The organism is Amycolatopsis sp. NPDC028719, from assembly GCF_055565395.1.
This window is the reverse complement of sequence record NZ_JBVHUL010000001.1, coordinates 1,096,263-1,112,780: the sequence shown is the minus strand read 5'-3', so window position 1 is coordinate 1,112,780 and position 16,518 is coordinate 1,096,263. Positions and strand designations below refer to the sequence as shown.

Below are 16,518 nucleotides of genomic sequence, written 5' to 3'. Positions count from 1 at the left end.
CGTGTCCTACCCACGCACGCCGCCCTGGAGCTGGGCGCGCAGCTCGGGGGTGATCTGCTGGCCGACCCGCTCGACGAGCAGCGTCATCTCGTACGCGACCGTGCCGATGTCGCACGTCGGCGCGGCCAGCACCGCGAGCGACGAACCGTCCGAAACGGACATGAGGAACAGGTAGCCGCGCTCCATCTCCACCACGGTCTGGTTGACGCCGCCCGCTTCGAAGCAGCGCGCGGCCCCGAACGTCAGGCTGATCAGCCCGGACGCGACCGCGGACAGCTGCTCGGCGCGCTCCTGGGGCAGCCCTTCGGACGGCGCCAGGAGGAGGCCGTCGGCCGACACCAGAACGGCGTGCGCGGCGCCGGGTACCCGGCGCACGAAGTCCGTGATGAGCCAGCCGAACGATCCCTGGCCGGATGCCGTCACTACTGCCCCTCCTTGCTCCTGCGGCGCCGCGAGCCGCACCCCGGAGTGGCGGGCACGGCCCACGCTCAAGCGTATTCGCCCTGCCGGCGGTGTCGAGTCGATCGCCGGCCGGCCGCTGCGCACCCTACGTGTGCGCGCGACCGCGCTCCGCGCCGGCCCGGTCCGGGCGGCGCGTGCGGAGCCCCCTCCGCGGCCCGCCGAAGCGGGGTGTCCGCGCAGGTCAGCCCGGTGGACGGCCGTCCGCGCCGGCGGCGCCACCCTCGACGGTACCGAACCGCGGCGGCCGTCCCGTCCTCCGGACGGCGGCAGCGCTCCCCGAAGTGGGTGAAGCCCGTGGAGTTCACCCCAACGGCGGCATCCGGTCCGGATCAGCACCCTCAGCCCGCGCGCAGGGCCGAATCGTGCGCGATCGCGTGCTGGACGACGGAGATCAGCACCTGCTTGGCGGAGTCGCGCTCACGCGCGTCGCACGCCATGATCGGGACCGACGGCGCGATGGTGAGCGCGTGCCGGACGTCCTCGATCTGGTGGTGCAGAAGCCGGTCGAAGCAGTTGATGGCCACGACGTAGGGCAGCTTCCGGTTCTCGAAGAAGTCGATCGACGGGAACGCGTCGGCGAGCCGCCGCGTGTCCACCAGCACGACCGCCCCGATGGCACCGACCGCGAGGTCGTCCCACATGAACCAGAACCGGTGCTGACCAGGGGTGCCGAAGACGTACAGCACCAGGTCCGAGTCCAGCGAGATGCGCCCGAAGTCCATCGCCACGGTCGTGGTGGTCTTGTTCGGCGTCGCCGAGGTGTCGTCGTGTCCGACGCTGGCCTCGGTCATCATGGCCTCGGTGGTCAGCGGGTCGATCTCCGAGATCGCCCCGACCATCGTTGTCTTCCCCGAACCGAACCCGCCGGCGACCACGATCTTGGCCGACGAGGTCGGACCCGTCACCTGCGGCGCGTTCGCGTCGGAGTCAAATTCTCCGAAGCCCACTGAGCACCCTTTCCATGAACTCGATACTCGGCCGGTCGCCCACGGTCGTGTTGGTGGAGTGCACCAGCACCAGCCCGAGACCCGCCACGTCACCAATCAACACCCGCACCACACCGAGTGGCAGCCGCAGCAACGCCGCCACCTCGGCCACCGACCGGGTGTCGAGGCACAGGTCGCAGATCGACCGGTGCTCGGGCACCCGGACCCGGTCGAGCATCCGGCCCTGATCACTGGTCGAGATCAGCGCCTCGATCGCCAGGTCGAGGGTCGCCTTCGTCCGGCCCCGGGTCCGGAAGTACGGCCGGACCAGGCCCGACGTCTCCATCTCGGTCGGCGCCGGCTCGTCGACGTACTCCTGGTGGGCCTGCCGCGGCAGCGCCGCGGCCAGCTCGCCGGAGTCCGGTCCCGCCGAATAGTCGCGATCGTTGCTGTACGCGGCGAAGTCGTGCGCGTCGTACAGCGGCCCGCTCGACCCGCCGAACAGCTCCGCTCCCGGGCCGCCCAGCAGCCGGTCGCGGTATTCGCCGCTGCCGGGCTGGATGGGCCGGATCGGTTCCTGACCGGCGTTGCTGTCGGTCAGCCAGTTCGGTGGTTCGCGCACGGGGTCGTTGTCGGACGCCTGCACCCGGCGTGACCGCCACTCGCGGTCGACCCGTTCCCGGAACGACTGCCAGTCCTCCCGGCCGTCGTCCGAATGTTCGGACCACCCGCCGGAGAAGTCGTCACCGAGCCGGCCTTCGCCCCTCAAGCGCCCGTCGTCCACGGCTCTCTCCTCGGTTCCCGGGTCCTCAGCGGCGGACTGCCGAGCCCTGCAGCTGGGCCCGCATCTCCGGAGTCAGCTGTTGACCGACCCGTTCCACCAGCAGGGTCATCTCGTAGACGACCAGGCCGATGTCACTCTCCGGCGAACCGAGCACCGCAAGACAAGAACCGTCGGAAACCGACATGAGGAAGAGGAAGCCGTTGGCCATCTCGACGACGGTCTGCGCGACCGTCCCGCCTTCGAACACCTTGGCCGCACCGCGCGCGAGGCTCGTGAGCCCCGACGCCACCGCCGCCAGCTGGTCCGCCCGGTCCTTCGGCAGGCCACGCGAGGCCGCGAGGAGCAGGCCGTCGGCCGACACCACGACCGCGTGGGCCGCGCCGGGCACCCGGTGCACGAAATCCGTGATCAGCCAAGCGAAGCTGCCGGCATTGTTCGCCTTGGCATGCGCCTGGCCGTTCGGCTGCGCGGAGCCACCCGGCTGCATTGCACCCGCCCGTGTCACTTTCACTCCTCACTGCTGTCTGTGGTGTTGCCACGCCCCGGAACCCTGCTGCTTTCCAGCTGTTCTTCGGCCGGGAGCTCCTTCAACGCGTGCCGGCCCGAGGTGTAGCCCCGCTGGAAGCTTGCCATCCTGCTCCGCGCCGCGGACGCCGAGCGGGTGATCGCACCCTTTCCGGGCATGCCCGCGGTGTTGTCCGCGAAGTTGTTCTGCGCCGGTCCGTCGGCCGAAGGACTGTTGATCGACCCCGGCACCAGGTATGCGTTCGGGACGCGCTTGGGCAACCCGGCCGTGGTGATCTCCTCGTTCTTGGCCTCCAGGAGCGACTGAGCCTTCTGCCAGCCGTCGTCGGAGGCGCTGTGCCAGCCGTCGTCGGGCGGGAGGAGCGGGTGCCGGGTCGCCGCGGTCGGCAGGAGCTCGTCCGCGACCGGCTCGCGCTCGTGGCGCCTGCTGACGGGCTCGGCGACGACGGTCCGCTCCGCCACCGGCTCGTCGGAGCCGGTGAGCGGCGGGAGGTTCGGGTCTTCACCCTCGCTCTGCGCCGGCACCGGGTCGGCCGTCGCTTCGTCGCCTTCACTGAACCAGCGTGACAGCACCGACTGGTAGATCGGCAGCCGCCGGGTGGGTACATCGTCTTCGAGGGCCGACGAACCGACGTCCTCCGCGCGCGGCGGGGGCGGTGGCGGCTCCTCGGGCGGGACGTACTTCGGCTCGCGCTTCGGCAGGACCAGCGGCGCGAACTGCGTGTCGTTCGCCCTCGAGCTGGCGCCCTCGCCGTTCGTCGACGGTGTCAGCGGTGCGAGGTCCTCGGCGGTCGGCCAGGCCGGCGTCTCGGGCTTCGGCAGCTCGGGCGACAGGAACGGGCCCGCCGCGCGGCCGCCGCTGACCAGGTCGTCCAGGCTGATCGGCTGGTCGAGCGGGACCAGCCCGCCCTGCTTCGCCACCGGCTCGTGCGCCGGCGGAGGCGGGGGCGGGGGCGGCGGTGCCGACGGCGGGACCGGCGTGTGCGCCTGCGTCTGGTCGTAGTCCGAACGCGCGGCCGGGATCGGGATGCTCGGCATCGACATCGACGTCTCGGACCGGTTCGGCGGCAGCGGGGTCTGCCGCGGCATGCCCGGGCGGAGCGGGGTGAGCAGCTCGGCCGGGACGACGACGCGGGCGATCACGCCACCCTCGATGTCCTCGTTCTCGCGCAGCCGCACCTCGATGCCGTGGCGCTTGGCCAGCCGCGAGACCACGTACAGGCCCATCCGGCGGGTCACCGACACGTCCAGGTCCGGCGGGTCGGCCAGGCGCGCGTTGACCTCGGCCAGCCGCTCCTCGCTCATGCCGACACCGTGGTCGGTGACCTGGATGGCCAGCGCCTTGCGGCGGGTCACCACGGCCCGCACGATGACCTTCGTCTCCGGCTCGGAGAAGTAGGTCGCGTTGTCGAGCAGCTCCGCGAGGACGTGCACGAGGTCGTGGATCGCCAGGCCCTGGACCGCGACGTCGGGCACGATGCCGACCTCGATCCGGGCGTACTGCTCGATCTCCGACACCGCGGCGCCGATGACGTCGGCGGCGGGCACCGGCTTGGGCACCGACTTGGCCAGGCCGGCGCCGGAGAGCACCAGCAGGGACTCACCGTTGCGCCGCAGCCGGGTGGCCAGGTGGTCGAGCTCGAACAGGCTCGCCAAGTGGTCCGGGTCCTGCTCGTCGGCCTCGAGGCGGTCGATGACGCCGAGCTGGCGTTCCACCAGCCGCTGCGACCGCCGGGAGAGGTTCACGAAGATGCCGTTGACGTTCTCGCGCAGGAGGGCCTGCTCGGCGGCCATCTTGACGGCTTGTTCGTGGACGATGTCGAACGACCGCGCGACCTCGCCGATCTCGTCGCGAGAGGTGACGGGGACGGGCTGGACGGCTCGCTTCGAGGCGCCGACCGGGTCCGGGTCGTCGAGGATCGCCTGCACGGTTTCGGGCAGCCGGGTGTACGCGATGTCCAGCGCGCTCTTCCGCAGGACCCGCAGCGGGCGCAGCATCAGGCGGGCGACGATGAGCATCAGCGCGATCGCGGCGGCCAGCGCGGCGAGCACGATGGCACCGCCGACCCAGGCCGAGTTGACCGCCGCCGTGGCGAGGTCGTCGGCGCGGGTCTTGAGCTGGGCCAGCAGGTTCGACTCGACCGCGTGCAGCTTGTCCGCCGAGACGGTGCTGTCCTTGCCGAGCGCCGTGGTGTCGATGCTCGGCGCCTGGTCCAGCTGGGCGAAGGAGAACGCCGTGGTCTGGATCCGGCGGCGGTCGTCGACCTCCGGGCCGGAGTAGGTGTCGTTGTAGAGCTGGCGCTGGTCGTCGTCGGCGTTCGCGAGGAAGGTCGCGACCGAGGCGTCCGCGCTGGAGGCCGACGCGCGCGTCTGGTCCAGGAGGTCGCCGGGGAAGGTCCCGCGGAACGCGGCGATCTGCAGCTCGGCGTCGGAGCGGGTGGTGAACTCCTTGGCCTCGCTGATCGCCTGCGTGCTCGTGCCGAGGCGCAGCACGTCCCGGTCGGTGACCGCGGTGGTCACCTCGCGGCCGAGCTCGATCAGCGCGTCGAGGATGCCGGAGTAGGCGGTCATCACCGTGATGTCGGGCAGGCCGTTCGCGGTGTTGAACGCCGCCCGCAGCGGGCGCAGGGCGTCGAGGCGCTGGATACCGCGGGCGTAGCGGTCCTTGGTCCCCTGGTCGTCGTAGCTGAGCGTCGAGGCCGAGTTGCGCAGGTCGGTGACCTCGCGGTCGACCTTGGCGATCTGCGCGTCGAGGCCCGTCTGCAGCAGCGGGTTCGACGACGAGATCCGCGCGACGGCCAGCGAGCGCTCGTTCTGCAGCTCGTGCACCACCGTGGTGACCTTGACCGCGAATGCGACCTGGTCGGCGGTGTGCTGGAACTCGGTCGCTTCCTGGGCGTCGTCGACCACGCGCAGCGTGCCCAGCACGAGCGCCGTCAACGTCGGGATCAGGAGGATCGCGGCCAGCTTGGACCGCAGCCTCCAGTCGCGCATGCCGGCGAACAGCCCGGCTTTCCGGCCCGGAGCATCTCCGGGCGACTGCGCGGGGGGCCCTCCTACCCCCGCGGCGTCTTCGTTCGGCACCGCCGCACCACCATCATCGTTCGTGCTCGTGAAACCCTGGTCGGTCCAGCGCCCGCCAGGGCGCATCGCGTTCTCCTCAGCCACTCGTCAGCACGCTCCCGGCGGTCCGGCCCAACGGCCGATCGGTAGGAGCCCAGCGCGAGACGCTACCCGTACGGGTGAAAAGATCGTCTTCAGTGTCGGCGTTGGGGGTTCCTGAACCCCGTCCAGCCGGACGGAATCGGTTCAGCTCGAGCATCACGGTCGGGTCCCTGCGCTGGTCCTGCATCGGTCTGTTTCTCCGGCCTAGCCCGCCGGCACGGCGGCTGAGCCCGGCCAGGCAGTGGTCTCCGCGGGGGAGTTTCTCTCAGGAAAAGCACAGCGTGCCCTGGTAAACCGGGGATCGACTTGATCGGCCATCCAGGCACTCTCTCTCACTACATCGGAGGTTGATACCTCCCCGCAGGTGCAGAGGGTAGCGAACGCCCGGAGAAGATGTAACCCTCCCGACGCTTCGTGCACGATGTTGCACAGCGTTCGCTCAGCCGGCGCACAGCTGGTGATCCCTTAATCCGGAACTAGGCCCTACGCTGGGTGAACGCTTACGGCGAGTGGAGCAGTGGGTCTAGACCAGAGGCCAAAAGAGTGACGTGTGCCACCCGCTCGGGTATTGATCCCACCCGTTGTGAGCAGGCGGTCACCTTCTCTACAGTGACCCGCGTACTCCCGAGAATGAGTTACGTACTTCCCCGGGATTCGGTCCACCAACCGTCAATTTTTTCACCCTAGGAGCAGGCCTTGCTTGGAAACGCCATGAGCAGTGGCCGGGTTCGCACTCGCCGCGCCGCGCTCGGGCTCGCCCTCACCGTCGCAGCCGCCACAGCCCTCACCGGCTGCAGTGCGCTCGGCTCGGACGACTCGAACGCCTCGTCGAACGGTGGCGGCCTGGAGAAGTCGAAGATCAAGGTCTCGATCATGCCGACGACCGACTTGGGCCCGTTCTGGCTGGCCCAGGACGGTGGCTACTTCAAGGCCGAGGGTCTCGAGGTCGAGCAGATCATCGCGCCGAGCGGCCAGGCGTCGATGACGAAGGCGATTTCCGGCGAAGCGGACATCGCGCTCTCGACCTACACGCCGTTCTTCGTCGCCAAGAGCAAGGGCGCCGCGGACGTCCAGCTCGTCGCCGACGGCACGTCGGTGAACGCGAAGAGCAACGCGATCGTGACGGTCCCCAACTCGACGGTCAAGACGGTCAAGGACCTCGAGGGCAAGCGGATCGCGATCACGGCCCTCAACACCGCGTCGGACATCCTCACCAAGTCGGTCATGAAGGACCACGGCGTCGACTACAGCAAGGTCAACTGGGTCCCGATGCCGCTCCCGAACATGGCGGCGGCGCTGAAGGACAACCAAGTGGACGCGGCCTACATGCCGGAGCCGATGCTCTCGCAGGCGGCCAAGGTCGTCGGCGCGACGCCGGTCATCGACATCAACACCGGCGCCAGCCAGGACTTCCCGCTGACCGGCTACGGCTCGACGGCGAAGTGGGTCCAGGCGAACCCGAAGACCCTCGCGGCCTTCCAGCGCGCCATGAAGAAGGCCACCCTCGACGCGATCAACGACCGCGCGAAGGTCGAGCCGCTGCTGGTGAAGTACGCGAAGATCGACGAGGACACGGCCAAGCTGCTCACCCTGCCGGGTTACGGCTCCACCCTGGACGCCCGGCGCCTCCAGCGGGTGCCCGACCTGCTGCTCCAGATGGGTGTCATCACCAGCAAGGTCGACGCCGCCTCGATGATCGCGCCGCAGGCGACCAGCTGACGTGAAGAAACTGCTCCGCGGCCTGGCCGGTCTGGTCGGCTTCCTCCTGTTCTGGGAGGTCGTCGTCCAGGCCGGCCTGGTCAGTAAGACGTTCATCCCGCCGCCGAGCGTCGTCCTGGTCACCGTCGGGGACCTGCTGGGCGACGCCGACTTCATCCGCGACGTCATCGCGACCATGCTCGCCTGGCTGATCGCCATCCTCATCGCGATCGCCGTCGGCGTGCCCGCCGGGCTGCTGCTGGGGAGCGTCCCGGTGCTGCGCACCGCCACCGCCGCGATCGTCGAATTCCTCCGCCCGATCCCGGTCACCGCGCTCGTGCCGCTGGTGCTGCTGGTGATCGGTTCCGGCCCCGACGCGAAGATCACCCTCGCGGTGTACGCCTCGCTGTGGCCGATCATGTTCAACACCATCTACGGCATGGGCGAGATCGACCCGGTGCTGATGGAGACCGCGCGCGCGTGCGGGACCAGCCGGTTCCGCATCCTGTCGTCGGTCGCGCTCCCGCAGACCGCGCCGTTCGTCTTCACCGGTATCCGGCTGTCGGCGACCATCGCGCTGATCGCCGTCGTCAGCGTGGAGTTCCTGGCCGGTTCCGAAGTGGGGCTCGGCAACTTCATCCTCGTCGCCAGTACCGGTACGGTCCGGTTCGACCTGGTCCTGGCCGGTACCGTGGTCGCCGGGGTACTGGGATACCTGATCAACGAAGGACTCGAGCTGGTGGGCAAGCGGCTGTTCCGCTGGAGCAGCGTCGACCGGGAGGCGATCGCGTGAGCACGGCGACTCTTTCCGGCCGGGTGGGCCGCCGGGCCGCCCGCGGTGCCGCCACCGTCGTCCGCAACTGGCTGCTCTTCGCGATCCTCGTGGTGGGCTGGGAGTTCGCCGCCCGCGCCGGCGGCAGCAAGTTCTTCCCGCCGCCGACGGAGATCGCGGCCGCCGCCGGGAAGCTGTGGTTCACCGGCCCCGCGTCGCACCTCTTCCTCACCGACGCCGTCTTCGACAACTTCTTCCCCAGCCTCGGCCGGATGCTCGGCGGCTGGGCGCTGGCCGCGGTCGTCGGTATCGCGCTGGGCCTGCTGGTCGGCCGGTCCGCGACGGCGATGGAGTACCTCGGCCCGCTGTTCGCGTTCTTCCGCTCGATCCCGCCGCCCACGCTGATCCCGGTGTTCGCGGTGCTGTTCGGGCTGAGCTCGGGCATGCAGATCGGGTCGATCATCTTCGGCGCGATCTGGCCGGTGCTGCTCAACGCGGTCGACGGCGTCCGCTCGGTCGACCAGGTGAAGGTGGAGACCTCGCGGTCCTTCCGCACGCCGAAGCGGTACTGGGTCGCGATGGTGGTGCTGCCCGCGGCGGCGCCGAAGATCTTCGCCGGGCTGCGGGTGAGCCTGTCGATCTCGCTGCTGCTGATGGTCGTCTCCGAGCTCGTCGGTGCGTACAACGGCATCGGGCGGGCGCTGATGAACGCCCAGCAGGACTTCGACTTCCCGCAGATGTGGTCGTGGCTGGTGCTGCTCGGCATCCTCGGCTACGTCTTCAACACGATCTTCCTGGCCGCGGAACGGCGGGTGCTGGCCTGGCAGCCGACCCGTCTCGGCCGCGACTGACGCGCGAAAGGCCTCTCCCATGTCAACCATGCTCGAAGTGTCCGGCCTCAGCCACCGCTACGGCTCGGGCGCGAAGGCGCACACCGCGGTGAACGACCTGTCGTTCACCGTCGAAGCCGGGCAGCTGGCCAGCATCGTCGGCCCGTCGGGCTGCGGGAAGTCGACCCTGCTGCGCTGCGTCGCCGGGCTGACCCCGCCGACCGAGGGCACGGTGAGCCTGCACGGCGACCGCGTCTCGGGCGTGCCGGACGACCTCGCCGTGGTGTTCCAGGACTACAGCCGTTCGCTGTTCCCGTGGCTGTCGGTGCAGAAGAACGTCGAGTTCCCCCTGCGCTGGCGGTCGATCTCCCGCGCGGAACGGCGTTCGCGGGCGGCCGAGGCGCTGGAGCAGGTCGGGTTGTCCGCGGTGGGCGGCAAGTTCCCGTGGCAGCTGTCGGGCGGCATGCAGCAGCGGGTGTCGATCGCCCGCGCGTTGGCCAGCCGGCCGTCGCTGCTGCTGATGGACGAGCCGTTCGCGTCGGTCGACGCGCAGACGCGGTTCGAGCTCGAAGACCTGACCCGGCGCGTGCAGCGTGAGCAGGGCAGCACGATCCTGGTCGTCACGCACGACATCGACGAGAGCGTCTACCTGTCCGACCGGGTGCTGGTGCTGTCGAAGTCGCCGGCGTCGATCGTGGCGGACCTGCCCGTCGGCCTGCCGGCCGAGCGCGACCAGATCACCACCCGCGAGTCGGCGGAGTTCGTGACGCTGCGCGGCGAAGTGGCGCGGCTGCTGCACGGCGGTACTCCCGCTTCGCATGAGCCGGCGGCCGCCGCCGCGGCCGCGTCGGACGCCGCGGAATGGGAACTGGCCGAAGGAGCCAAGAACGTGACGAGGTCCAAGACCGGGAGCTGACGACCGCGAGAGCGTTGGGAAACCGACGTCTCGGCGATGGTGGTGCGTCAGCGGTCCGCGGAGTCCGGGAACACGTAGTGCCGGTCGGTGCCCCGGTCGAACAGGCGCCACTGCTCGACCGGGCCCGCGCAGGCGGGCAGCACCTCGATGACGACACCGTCGCCGAGCTGGAGGCGGAACCGCCCGGCCGGGCCGGATTCCGCGCTCTCCACGAAGTAGCCGACGGCCTCGAACCGGTTGGTCAGCCGGCGCGCCTTGCGTTCGAACATCGTGGTGCGGTCGCGGAAGGCGGCCTGGGCGTCGCCGTCGCGCGTGGCGGGGAAGCGCATGTCCTCCGACCCCAGCAGGATCGTGTCACCGCGGGTCACCCGGAACGGGCACGGTGCGTGCAGGCGGGTTTCGCCGGCACCGTGCCGGAAACCGACCTCGACCATGTCGACGGTCCGGTCGAAACCGGTGACCCGGGTGGAAACCAGCCGGGCCACCGCCGCTTCCAGCTCTTCGGTTGTCGACAAGTCAGTAGATCTTCGTGGCCGACGCGGCCACCCGGATGTGCACCAGCGTCGGGCGCTTGTCGTCCAGCGCCGCCGTCAGGCCCGGGACCAGGCCCGACGGCTCGGTGATCGTCACGCCCTGGCAGCCCATGCTCGCCGCCAGCGCCGCGAAGTCGATGCCGCCCAGCTGGGTGCCGGGGATCTTCTCGCCGCCGATCGCGTCGCCGAGGATGCGGACCGCCGCGTACTCCGTGTTGTCCATGATCAGGATCGTCACCGGGAGGTCCTGGCGCGCGGCCGTCCAGAGGGCCTGGATGCCGTACATGCTGGAGCCGTCGCCGACCACGCCGACGACCTTGCGGTCCGGCCGGGCGAGCGCCGCGCCGACCGCGCCCGGGACGCCGTAGCCGAGCGTGCCGCTGGCCATCGTCAGGAAGCCGGTGTCGGTCTCGGTGATCGGCAGGTGGTCGTGCAGCACGCCGCGGTGGCTGGGCGTCTCCTCGACGACGATCGCGTTGTCCGGCAACAGGTCCGCGAGCGTCGAGTAGACGAGCTCACCCGTGAGCTTCTCGCCGCCAGGCTTCGCGGGTCGCCGGAGCGGTGCGGGCGCGGGCCGCGTGCTCCGGTCGACGACGTTCAGCAGGGCGCGGACGCCGAGCTTCGGCGTCGCCCGGATGCCGGTGCCTTCGAAGGCGCGCGCGAGGATCTGCTCGTCGTCGCTGACGATGAACAGCGGCGGCATCCGCGCTTCGTCGCGCCCGCGGTCGACGTGGTAGGTGAAGGCGGGCGCCCCGAGCACCACGACGAGGTCGTGCTGCGCGAGCCGGTCGGAGATGGCGCCGCGCTCGGGGTCGAGGAAGCCTTGGAACAGTGGGTGGTTCTCGGGGAACGAGCAGCGGAACGACATCGGCGCGACCCAGACGCCGGCGTTGAGGCGTTCGGCGAGCGCGACGGTCTCCACGACGGCACCGTCCTGGTCGACGGCTCCCCCGACGACGATCCCCGGCCGTTCGGCGGCCGCGAGCGCGGCGGCGAGCTCGTCGATCGCCTCGGGATCCGGCGCGAAGCCGCGGATGCGGGGCCGGGCGATGACGGACCGTTCGGTGGTGACGGTCCAGTCGTCGGCCGGCACGGACACGAAGACCGGCCCGGACGGCGCCTGCGTCGCGACGTGGTAGGCCCGCGAGAGCGCGGCCGGGACGTCCTCGGCGGTGGCGGGCTCGATCGACCACTTGACGTACGGCTTGGGGAAGTCGGGCGCGTCCATCGCCCCGAGGAAGGGATCGTGCGGCAGGAGCGCGCGGTTCTGCTGCCCGGCGACGACGATCAGCGGCGTCCGGTTGCGGTAGGCGTTGAAGAGGCTGCCGAGCCCGTGCCCGACCCCGCCCGCGGAGTGCAGGTTGACGAGGACGGCCCGGCGCGTGGCCTGCGCGTAGGCATCGGCCATCGCCACGACGGCGGACTCCTGCAGGCCGAGGACGTAGTCGAAGTCGTCCGGCCAGTCGGTGAGGAACGGGACCTCGGTGGTGCCGGGGTTGCCGAACACCGTGGTGAGGCCGAGTTCGCGGAGGAGTTCGCGGGTGGCGTCCAGCACCGTGCGCTTGTTCATGCCCACCAGACTAATGCTTAGTCTTGCGAAGGAAAGCCCCCCAAGCGGCCGCACTGAAGACGATCGTCCCGCCGGGACGGTCCTTGGTGTCGCGAACCCGCGACACCGGGCCGAGCGAGACCTCGACGCAGTTGGTTTCGTCGGTGTAGCTCGACTTGCGCCACTCGCGCATTCTCACTCCAGTCCTGTGATCACCCCCTGGATGAGTTCGAGCGATTCCTGCTCACTCAGCGCCAGGTCCGACAGGGTTTCAGCGGTCGCCCGGAAGGCGGCCACTTGTTCTTCATCGTAGACATGGGCGCTACCCCGGAGGTGCTCGATGTGGACCACCGGCGGTAGGTGGGCGAAGTCGAAGATCACGAACTGGCCGAACAGCCCCGGGTGATAGCCCGCATCCGCCGGCACCACGCGGATGCTGCTGGTGCGCGGCTGCGCCGCGCGCACCAGCAGCCGCAACTGTTCAGCCATCACAATGGGTTCGGCGATGGGCCGGTGGAATGCTTCTTCGCCGAGGAAGAGCTTGAGCACCAGCGGATCGCGGCGGGTGAGCACCTCTCGTCGCCGCAGGCGGACCGCCACCTCCCGCTCGAGCATCCGCGGCGGGAGGCGGTGGGATTCCAGGATGGCTTCGGCGTACCCGGGGACCTGGAGCAGACCGGGCACCACGAAGGGTTCCCAGTCGACCATCTCCGTCGCGGTGCGCTCGTACTCGACATACGTCGCCAAAGCCGGCGAAACTCCTGGCACCGTGCGCTCGAGCCAGTTGGGCTCCTTCGCGCACTCCGCCAGCTCCAGCAACCGCCCGCGCTCCACGGGCTCCACCCGCAGCGCGCCGAGCAGCAATCCCACCTGCTCGATCTTGGGCACTCGCGTGCCGCTCTCCCAATGCGACAGCACCTGCGGCTGCACATCGGCGAGCCGAGCCAGTTCGCGCAGGCCCAGCCCGCGCGCCACCCTGGCCGTGCGCAGGCCGAAGCCCAGCGCCCGGGACCGGGGTGTTGCCACTCGTGTTGACATGTGCGCAGTGTGTCACCGCCCACCGACAAAAACGGGAACCGGGGCCGTCGCACGGATGCGACAGCCCCGACCCCCGACCACACTCAGCCGATCAGGCCCGACAAACCACTCCCCTTGAACGACCCCCAGCCCGTCACCTGGTCATACCCGGTTCCCGCGCTGAAACCGGTCGTGCCGTGCAGGGTGTTGTTGCCCGTCGTCACGTCGTGGAAGCCCGTGCCGTACGAGGACCCGTTGCCGATCGAGTAGAACTTCGGGTTCAGGTTGCCCAGCCCGCCGCCGTGGACCTGGTTCTGCAGCGTCGCGAACGCCGCCCACAGCGGGGCCGCGCCCGACGTGCCCCACACCGTCTCCCACGAACCCGCCGAGTAGATGTAGTAGCCCGAGCCGCTCGCCGCGTCGGCCGAGACGTCCGGGACCTTGCGGTACGTCGTGCTCTGCGAGGACTGCCACGACGGCGCCGTGAACACCGTCGAGATGCCGCCGCCCGTCGAGCCGTTGGACGCGCCGTCGTTCCACGCCTTCTCGCTGCTGTACGCGTTCGAGGACGTCACCGTCAGCTGCGTGCCGCCGACGCCCGTCACGTTCGGGCTCGACGCCGGGAAGTCCACGGCCTTCGCCGTCGAACCCGTCTGGCGGTAGCAGTCGGTCGTGCCGTCGTCGCCCGCCGCCGCGAAGTACGAGATGCCCTCCGCGGTGCCCGTCGCGATCGCGTTGCTGACGCTCTTCGCCGCGCTCGACCCCTCCGCGGATTCGCAGGCGCCCCAAGAGATCGAGACGACGTTCACCGTGTGGTCCGACGCGATCTTCTGGTACATCGCCAGTTCGCCGGCGCTGCTGTTCGGGGCCTCGTACACGTAGTCGCTCGCCGCGGCCGCCAGCGCGTGCACGACCTCGATGTCGAGCTCGACCTCGATCTGGCCGTCGCCCGGCGCCGAGTCGTAGTTCGCGCCGCTGACCGGGACCGTCGTCACCGAGCCCGCCGAAAGGCCGTACGTGCTGTCGTACTTGGTGATGTTGGACTTCTGGTAGCCGTCGAACTCGACGAAGCCGACCTTCACGCCGCTGCCGGTCGCCGGGAGACCACTGGTGCCGTAAGCGGTCTTGAGCACCGGCGGGGTCACGGCCTTGACGACGTTGGGTTTGGCCACGGCCTGCGCGTGCGTCCGCAGGGCGTGGTTGTCCAGGCCGACGACGTTGCCGACGACGCTCGAAACGTCCGCCGGCACGGTCGGCGCGGCGTCGTTGGCGAAGAAGTCCCGGCCGGACACCTGGTCGTGGTAGGTGCCGATCCGGGTGTGGAACGCCGATTCGAGCTGGGCCGCCGAGCCGGTGAACGTGACGGCCTGCCGGTTGCCGGAAACCTCGATCCCGGTGGCACCCGCTTTCTCGAGGAATGAGACGGCCTTGCCGACGTCGGCTTGGGTCGGGCCGAACTCGGCAGTGAACTGCGCCGGGGTCAGAAAGTGGTGGTATTGCGGTGAAGCCGGGTTCTGGACGTCGGCGAGGAACTTTTCCAGCGCCTGCTGGTTGTGCAGTTTCAGGGACAGCGCCGCGGTGATCCGCTGCCCGCCGGCGACGTCGCCGGTGCGGGCGCTGCTGACGAGCGGGGCGGCGTTGTCGGCCAGGGTGACCAGGGGTTCCGTCGCGGCGGCGGCGGGGACGACCACGGCGAGGCCGAGCAACGCCGGCAGCGGCACGGCGGCCGCGACGAGCTTGCGCAAGCGCATGGGGAATTTCCTCTCGGCGGTGGGGACCGGGCCTGCGCGGAATGCTCGCCGCAGGTTGCCGAGAAGCATAAGAAATCGCTGTCACGCCGAGGAACCTACTTTTGGCTGCCCTTTCGCGGTTCCCTTTTCGGTTTCCGCGCCGTTTACCTTTCCATGGCCAGTCGATTATCGTCCGGAATGCCCGAGATCGTCGACCCGGTCGACGATCTCCCTTGCGTCCGCATTGCCGGAAAAGCGGCGGGCCGCCGCGGACAGCGAGCGCAGCCGCTGCCGCGTCCGCGGTGACCGCAGGGCGGCCGCCAGCTCGATCGCCTCTTCGCCGACGGCGGTGGCGACGTCGAGGTCGCCGTCCAGCGCGTGCACGGTGGCGAGCCAGATCAAGGTCAGCGAGCGGCTGCGCGTCATGCCCGTGCCGTACCCGGCGATCGCGTCGGTGAGCGCGGGGATGCCGTCGCGGCCGTGCCGGATGTCGACCACCTGGGCCAGCTCGCCGTGCACCGTGCCGGCCATCGCCGCCAGGTCGGTGGCCCCGAAGAACGCGTCCCACGGCGAAGGCTCGCGCCCCTCGGCTTCCGCGAACTCCTCGCGGGCGCGGCGCAGGGAGGTCAGCGCCTCGGCGACGTCGGCCTTCTTGGCGTGCGCCCACGCCTGGTTGGCCGACAGGATCGCCTGCGCGAGCTTGGAGTGCGCCTGCAACGCGGCCTGCCGGCCGCGCGCGAACTCCTCCAGCGCCGCGTCGACGGCGCCGTAGTGCAGGTGCAGCCGCCCGATGCGGTACCGGATGTTGGCCTGGAGATCGTCGTTCTCGGCCCGGGTGGCGAGCTCCAGCGCCCGCCGGAACGCGGCCAGCGCGGCGGCCGGGCGGTCCTGGTCGAAGTTCGTCCAGCCGGCCAGGTTGTACAAGTCGGCGACGGCGGTGCAGAGCCGCGCCTGGACGACGGACTTGGCCACGCCTTCCAGCAGCGCGACGGCCGCCGGCAGGCGAGACTCGACGGCCGCCCGGCAGGCACCCCCGCCGTAGCGGTAGTCCAGGCTCCTGAGCTCGGCGACGACGTCCTCGAGCCGGCGCACGTCCGCGAGACCCACGCGTGCGCGACGCTGGTCGTCGCGCCCTCCGCTGCCGTCCATGGCAGCCCTCCGTCCGTCGGGAGCGGCCCGGGCAGCTCCCGTTCATTCCCCGCCCGGCTGGGCCGGAGCCCGCTCCTTCGGCAGACTGGCGCCGGGCAGTACCCCGGCGGCAGTCAGCACCACGCCCGTGGCGGTTTCCGCGATCTTGACGGCGGCCAGCAGGCCGGTGAGGGCGAGCGAGCCGCCGAGCCCCAGCTTCGCGAACTCGTCTTCTGAGGTCCCCGTCGCGCGTTGCCGCGGTATCGCGCCGGTCACGATTCGGTCTTCCGGCTCGTTCCGGGCACACCCGGGCGATAACCGCGGGGAATCAGCCTCTCCCACGCGACAGATATCCACCGGATCGCCATGGTCTTCGTTTCCTGTTGTCCTCGCATCGAGCTCGTCTCGAACTGAATACGCGCGCACACGGCGCCGCCTCCCGCACTGCAGAACGATTCCTGAAGATCGATCGGATCGCGAAAT

The 16,518-nt window shown here is 70.3% G+C and carries 16 protein-coding genes; 4 read left to right on the top strand and 12 right to left on the bottom strand.

Going from position 1 to position 16,518, the window contains the following annotated elements; translation table 11 throughout:
- Positions 1-6: 6 nt before the first annotated feature.
- From ACZ4TR_RS05505 to ACZ4TR_RS05485, 5 genes are all read right to left on the bottom strand, one after another.
- Positions 7-423 carry a roadblock/LC7 domain-containing protein gene (locus ACZ4TR_RS05505; protein WP_091390236.1) on the bottom strand — a complete coding sequence of 139 codons (417 nt, stop codon included), beginning with the start codon at positions 421-423 and terminating at the stop codon, positions 7-9.
- Positions 424-800: 377 nt separating this feature from the next.
- Positions 801-1,409 carry a GTP-binding protein gene (locus ACZ4TR_RS05500; protein WP_247017872.1) on the bottom strand — a complete coding sequence of 203 codons (609 nt, stop codon included), beginning with the start codon at positions 1,407-1,409 and terminating at the stop codon, positions 801-803.
- Positions 1,390-2,172: a DUF742 domain-containing protein gene (locus tag ACZ4TR_RS05495; protein WP_364526220.1), complete on the bottom strand. Its 783-nt coding sequence runs from the start codon at positions 2,170-2,172 to the stop codon at positions 1,390-1,392. The genes ACZ4TR_RS05500 and ACZ4TR_RS05495 overlap by 20 nt, the downstream gene beginning before the upstream one ends.
- Before the next feature lie 25 nt (positions 2,173-2,197).
- Complete coding sequence (locus ACZ4TR_RS05490; RefSeq protein ID WP_013230256.1) at positions 2,198-2,659, bottom strand: roadblock/LC7 domain-containing protein; 462 nt, start codon at positions 2,657-2,659, stop codon at positions 2,198-2,200.
- Between the two features lie 20 nt (positions 2,660-2,679).
- A complete protein-coding gene (locus ACZ4TR_RS05485; protein ID WP_465285870.1) occupies positions 2,680-5,847 on the bottom strand; it encodes a sensor histidine kinase in 3,168 nt (1,055 codons plus the stop codon).
- 726 nt (positions 5,848-6,573) lie between these two features.
- Here ACZ4TR_RS05485 and ACZ4TR_RS05480 point away from each other — a divergent pair.
- From ACZ4TR_RS05480 to ACZ4TR_RS05465, 4 genes are read left to right on the top strand one after another with little or no spacing between them, the layout of a single operon-like run.
- Positions 6,574-7,581, top strand: a complete 1,008-nt coding sequence (locus tag ACZ4TR_RS05480) for an ABC transporter substrate-binding protein (protein WP_465285869.1) — start codon at positions 6,574-6,576, stop codon at positions 7,579-7,581.
- Position 7,582: 1 nt separating this feature from the next.
- A complete protein-coding gene (locus tag ACZ4TR_RS05475; protein ID WP_465285868.1) occupies positions 7,583-8,353 on the top strand; it encodes an ABC transporter permease in 771 nt (256 codons plus the stop codon).
- On the top strand, positions 8,350-9,183 hold the full coding sequence (locus tag ACZ4TR_RS05470) for an ABC transporter permease (RefSeq protein ID WP_465285867.1): 834 nt from the start codon (positions 8,350-8,352) through the stop codon (positions 9,181-9,183). The genes ACZ4TR_RS05475 and ACZ4TR_RS05470 overlap by 4 nt, the downstream gene beginning before the upstream one ends.
- Before the next feature lie 19 nt (positions 9,184-9,202).
- On the top strand, positions 9,203-10,078 hold the full coding sequence (locus tag ACZ4TR_RS05465) for an ABC transporter ATP-binding protein (protein WP_465285866.1): 876 nt from the start codon (positions 9,203-9,205) through the stop codon (positions 10,076-10,078).
- Between the two features lie 47 nt (positions 10,079-10,125).
- Here the strand turns inward: ACZ4TR_RS05465 and ACZ4TR_RS05460 are convergent, their stop codons facing one another.
- The 7 genes from ACZ4TR_RS05460 to ACZ4TR_RS05430 all read right to left on the bottom strand — a co-directional run bounded on the left by ACZ4TR_RS05460 (position 10,126) and on the right by ACZ4TR_RS05430 (position 16,311).
- Entirely contained in the window at positions 10,126-10,593 is a 468-nt protein-coding gene (locus tag ACZ4TR_RS05460; protein ID WP_465285865.1) for a hypothetical protein, read from the bottom strand.
- Position 10,594: 1 nt separating this feature from the next.
- Entirely contained in the window at positions 10,595-12,181 is a 1,587-nt protein-coding gene (gene mdlC / locus ACZ4TR_RS05455) for a benzoylformate decarboxylase (RefSeq protein WP_465285864.1), read from the bottom strand.
- Between the two features lie 10 nt (positions 12,182-12,191).
- Positions 12,192-12,353, bottom strand: coding sequence for a DUF397 domain-containing protein (locus ACZ4TR_RS05450; RefSeq protein WP_465285863.1), 162 nt, complete (start codon positions 12,351-12,353; stop codon positions 12,192-12,194).
- 2 nt (positions 12,354-12,355) lie between these two features.
- Positions 12,356-13,198 carry a helix-turn-helix domain-containing protein gene (locus ACZ4TR_RS05445; RefSeq protein ID WP_465285862.1) on the bottom strand — a complete coding sequence of 281 codons (843 nt, stop codon included), beginning with the start codon at positions 13,196-13,198 and terminating at the stop codon, positions 12,356-12,358.
- Between the two features lie 83 nt (positions 13,199-13,281).
- Positions 13,282-14,928: a S53 family peptidase gene (locus ACZ4TR_RS05440; RefSeq protein ID WP_465285861.1), complete on the bottom strand. Its 1,647-nt coding sequence runs from the start codon at positions 14,926-14,928 to the stop codon at positions 13,282-13,284.
- A gap of 165 nt (positions 14,929-15,093) precedes the next feature.
- On the bottom strand, positions 15,094-16,056 hold the full coding sequence (locus ACZ4TR_RS05435) for a hypothetical protein (RefSeq protein WP_465285860.1): 963 nt from the start codon (positions 16,054-16,056) through the stop codon (positions 15,094-15,096).
- Between the two features lie 42 nt (positions 16,057-16,098).
- Entirely contained in the window at positions 16,099-16,311 is a 213-nt protein-coding gene (locus ACZ4TR_RS05430) for a hypothetical protein (protein WP_465285859.1), read from the bottom strand.
- Positions 16,312-16,518 lie beyond the last annotated feature (207 nt).